This is a genomic window from Acidisphaera rubrifaciens HS-AP3, assembly GCF_000964365.1.
Lineage (GTDB): Bacteria > Pseudomonadota > Alphaproteobacteria > Acetobacterales > Acetobacteraceae > Acidisphaera > Acidisphaera rubrifaciens.
The window spans coordinates 1-3,962 of record NZ_BANB01000607.1 but is presented as its reverse complement, the minus strand read 5'-3'; the positions used below and the strand labels follow the sequence as shown (position 1 = coordinate 3,962).

Here is a 3,962-nt window from a genome sequence, read left to right as displayed (position 1 = left end):
GGCGACGCCTCCGCTCGCCGGCCGCCGCATCCTTGCCCGCGCGCCGCGGCGTCCGCGCGGGGCCGCCACAGGCGTCATTCCATGACTGCCAGATGGTCCGCCGCGGCGCTGGCAGGCGGCTTGCGGAAGACGATCAGCAGCGGAACCACGGCAAAGGTCGCGATCATCAGGAACTTGTAATCGTCGATATAGGCGATGATCTGCGCCTGCTGCTCGATCAGCGCGTGCAGCGCGGCCCGGCCCGCATCCCGCATCGGGTCCAGCATCCGAAGCACGGCCGGATCGGCATACCCGGGATTGGTCGCGGTGACGTGGCTCGACAGCTCGGCGTAGTTGATCTGCGTGTTGGTGGTCAGCAGCGCGTTGACCGTTGAGATGCCGATGCTGGAGCCGATGTTGCGCGACAGGTTGTAAAGCCCGGCACCCTCCGCCCGTTCGTTCGGCGCGAGGGTGGACAGCGTCACCGTGCTGAGCGGCACGAACAGGAAGCCGAGGCCGAGGCCCTGCACCATGCCGACGGCGACGATGGTCGTCTGCGAGATGTCCGGCGTCCAGCCCGTCATCTGCCAGAACGTCCCGCCCGTCAGCGCGAGGCCGATCCCCAGCAGCAGCCGCGTATCGACGCGGCCGATCAGCCGCCCCACGGCCAGCATCGCGACCATGGTGCCGACGCCGCGCGGCCCCATCACCAGCCCCGCCGTCACGATCGGATAGTTCATCAGCCCCTGCAGGAACGGCGGCTGCAGCGCGAGCGAGGCATAGTACGTGAGGCCCACGATCGCGACGAACAGCACGCCCGCGGAGAAGTTGCGGTTGGAGAACAGCGCCGGCCGCACGAAAGGCCGCTCCGCCGTGAAGGTATGGGCGAGGAACAGATAAAACGCCGAGGCGGCGGTGATCGCCTCGATCATGATTTCGCGCGAGCTGAACCAGTCGAGTTCCTCGCCGCGATCCAGCATCACCTGCAGCGCGCCGATCGCGAGGGACAGCGTGCCGAAGCCGAGCCAGTCGAGCCGCGAGCCGCGGTCCTTCGGTGTCTCGGAGAGGAACGTCGTCATGCCGAAGAAGGCCAGCGCCCCGATCGGCAGGTTGATGTAGAACACATATCGCCAGCTGTAACTCTCGGTCAGCCAGCCGCCGAGCACCGGCCCGAGCACGGGTCCGGCCATCACCGCGACGCCCCAGATCGCCATCGCGGAGCCCTGCTTGTGCGGCGGGTTGATGTTCAGCAGCACCGTCTGCGACAGCGGCACCAGAGCGGCCCCGAACATGCCCTGCATGACGCGGAACAGCACGATCTCCACCAGCGACTGCGCCATGCCGCACAGCATCGACGTGACGGTGAAGCCGGCGACCGACACCAGGAACAGCCGCTTCAGCCCGAAGCGTCCGGCGAGGAAGCCGGTCGGCGGCGTCATGATCGCCGCGGCGACGATGTAGGACGTCAGCACCCAGGTGATCTCGTCCTGGCTCGCCGACACGCTGCCCTGGATATACGGCAGCGCCACGTTCGCGATCGTCGTGTCGAGCGCCTGCATCAGCGTCGCCAGGATCACGCAGACGGTGATGGCGAGCCGGTTCGCGCCGTCGGGCGCGGCGATGGCGCCTTGGGTCGAGGTGGTCACGGCGCGGCGCGGCCGCTCCTGAACAGGGCGGTCAGAAAGCCCGGGAAGGCCCGCGTATGACCCGTCCTGATCTCGACCTCCACGCTCATCCCCGCCCGCAGCGGCGGCCGGCGGTCACCGCCCGGCCCGGCGGCGCCATCCGGCGCCGGCGTGTCGACGCGGATGCGCATCGGGATGCGCTGGACGACCTTCACCCAGTTGCCGCTGGTGTTCTGCGCCGGCAGCAGGGCGAATTCCTGCGCCGCCGCCGGGCTGATGCTCTCGACCGTGCCGGTCCAGGTCACGTCGGGATAGGTGTCGACGGAAATCACCGCCGTCTGCCCGGGCCGGACATAGGTCAGCTCGGTCTCCTTCGGCTCCGCCTCGACCCAGACATGATCGGTGGCGACCAGGAAGAACGCGGTCGCGGCGGCGGCGAGGTATTTGCCGGGCGCGATCGCCGGCACGTTCGTCACGATGCCGGCAAAGGGCGCGGTGACCACCGTATGGTCGAGCTGGCGCTGCGCCTCGTCGCGGGCGGCGAGTGCGACCCGATAGCGTGGCTGCCGCTCGACCGGCATGTCGGGATCACCGCTCAGAGCAGCCCCCAGGCCCGCGAGCTGCTGGCGCAGCGATGCCAGCTTCTGCTGCGCGTCCACGAGGTTGCGGTTGGCCGTCTCATAGGATTCCTGTGACGCAACATGCGCGGCCAGCAGGTCGTGCTGCCGGCGCAGCTGCGTCTTGTAATAGTCGACATCGGCCTGCCCGCGCAGGATCTGGGACTGCATGTCGCGATAGGCGTCGCGCTGCGCCTCCAGCTCGTTGCGCACGACACCAAGGTCGGCAGTGGCGTGGTCGAGGGCGATGCGGTACGGCAGCGCGCGCAGCCGGTACAGCACCTGCCCCGCGGCGACGTGCTGGTTATCCGTCACCTCCACCCGGTCGACGATGCCCGAGACGTCGGTCGCGATGCCGACCTTGTCCGCCTCGACATAGGCATCGTCGGTGGACATGGTCTGTCCGCCCGACATGTACCAGGCGCCCAAGGCCAGCAGCGCCACCGGCAGCAGCAGGAACAGCAGAGCGCGCAGGCGCCGCCGGCGCGCGCGCGGGCGCGCCGGGTGCAGCGCCGTGCCGCCGGCATAGGTGGTCCGCCCCGCAAGGGGTTTGGCAGTCGTGGCGGGTGCCTCGGCCGTCTCGGGGTACGAGGGTCCGCTGCCGTCATCGGGCATGGGTGTCCCTTTTCGCGCCGCAACCGGCGCCGGCACAGTTTGCTGAAGCGTGCTACAAATGAAAATCCCATGTTTATTCCCCATGGTGCTGAAGGGATTTCATGAATGCAGCGCGCCGACCTCGCCGACCTTAATGCCTTCGTCACCATCGCCGAACATCTGAGCTTCCGCGCCGCGGCCGGCCGGCTCGGCGTCACGCCCTCGGCGCTCAGCCACACGATGCGCCAGCTGGAGGAGCGGTTCGGCGTGCGCCTGCTGCACCGGACCACGCGCAGCGTCTCGCTGACGGATGCCGGGGTACGGCTGCTGGCGCGGCTCCGCCCGGCCATCGACCAGATCGCCGGCGCGCTGGAAGGGCTGGCCGAGGAGCGCGAACGCCCGTTCGGGCGGCTACGGCTCTATGCCACCCACATGGCGGCAACCGCGGTGATCGCCCGCGTCTGGGCGCGCTTCCTGGCGACCTATCCCGACGTGCATCTCGAGGTGCGGCTCGGCGAGGCGCCCATCGATATCGTGGGCCGCGGCTTCGACGCCGGCATCGGGCCGCAGGACCGCATCGCCGGGAACATGATCGCCGTGCCGGTGATGGGGCCGACACGCGTCGCCGTGATCGGCGCGCCGCTCTACTTCTCGCGCCGGCGCACGCCCCGCGTGCCGGAGGACCTGCTGCGGCATACCTGCGTGCGCTACCGCCGGCATCAGGACGGCGATGAACTCGACTGGGTGTTCGAGCGCGACGGCGTCTCGCAGCGCCTGTCGGTGCACGGACAGGTGATGGTGAACAACCCCGACCTCGCGATCCGAGCGGCGGTGGACGGTCTCGGCATCGCCTACACGATCGAGGCGCAGGTCGAGCCGTTCCTCCGCTCCGGCCACGTCATACGGGTGCTGGAGGACTGGTCGCCGTCTTTCCAGGGGCTGTTTCTCTATCACGCAGGCAACCGGCAGACGCCCGCCGCGCTGCGGGCGCTGATCGACATGATCGCGCTGGACCGCAAGGCCGACGACCCGGCGGTGAGCGTGATCGAGAACCCGTTCACCGCCGACTGGCGTGGCCAGCCCGCCGCCTGACGCTCGCCGCTATCCGCCGGCCGCCGCCGTCGCGCGACGGGCGCCGACCAGCAGC

At 69.6% G+C, this 3,962-nt stretch carries 3 protein-coding genes; 1 reads left to right on the top strand and 2 read right to left on the bottom strand.

Annotated elements, in window-relative coordinates; genetic code table 11:
- Nucleotides 1–74: 74 nt before the first annotated feature.
- Nucleotides 75–1,625 carry a DHA2 family efflux MFS transporter permease subunit gene (locus B8460_RS15300; RefSeq protein ID WP_048862472.1) on the bottom strand — a complete coding sequence of 517 codons (1,551 nt, stop codon included), beginning with the start codon at nucleotides 1,623–1,625 and terminating at the stop codon, nucleotides 75–77.
- Complete coding sequence (locus B8460_RS15295) at nucleotides 1,622–2,836, bottom strand: HlyD family secretion protein (protein WP_084623704.1); 1,215 nt, start codon at nucleotides 2,834–2,836, stop codon at nucleotides 1,622–1,624. Before B8460_RS15295 ends, B8460_RS15300 begins: the two co-directional genes overlap by 4 nt.
- A gap of 105 nt (nucleotides 2,837–2,941) precedes the next feature.
- Here B8460_RS15295 and B8460_RS15290 point away from each other — a divergent pair, with 105 nt between their 5' ends.
- Nucleotides 2,942–3,907: a LysR family transcriptional regulator gene (locus tag B8460_RS15290; protein ID WP_048862471.1), complete on the top strand. Its 966-nt coding sequence runs from the start codon at nucleotides 2,942–2,944 to the stop codon at nucleotides 3,905–3,907.
- Nucleotides 3,908–3,962 lie beyond the last annotated feature (55 nt).

Bases quoted from the DNA above. Each gene is read 5' to 3' on its own strand.
- B8460_RS15295 (WP_084623704.1), bottom strand. From the start codon at position 2,836: ATGCCCGATGACGGCAGCGGACCCTCGTACCCCGAGACGGCCGAGGCA.
- B8460_RS15290 (WP_048862471.1), top strand. From the start codon at position 2,942: ATGCAGCGCGCCGACCTCGCCGACCTTAATGCCTTCGTCACCATCGCC.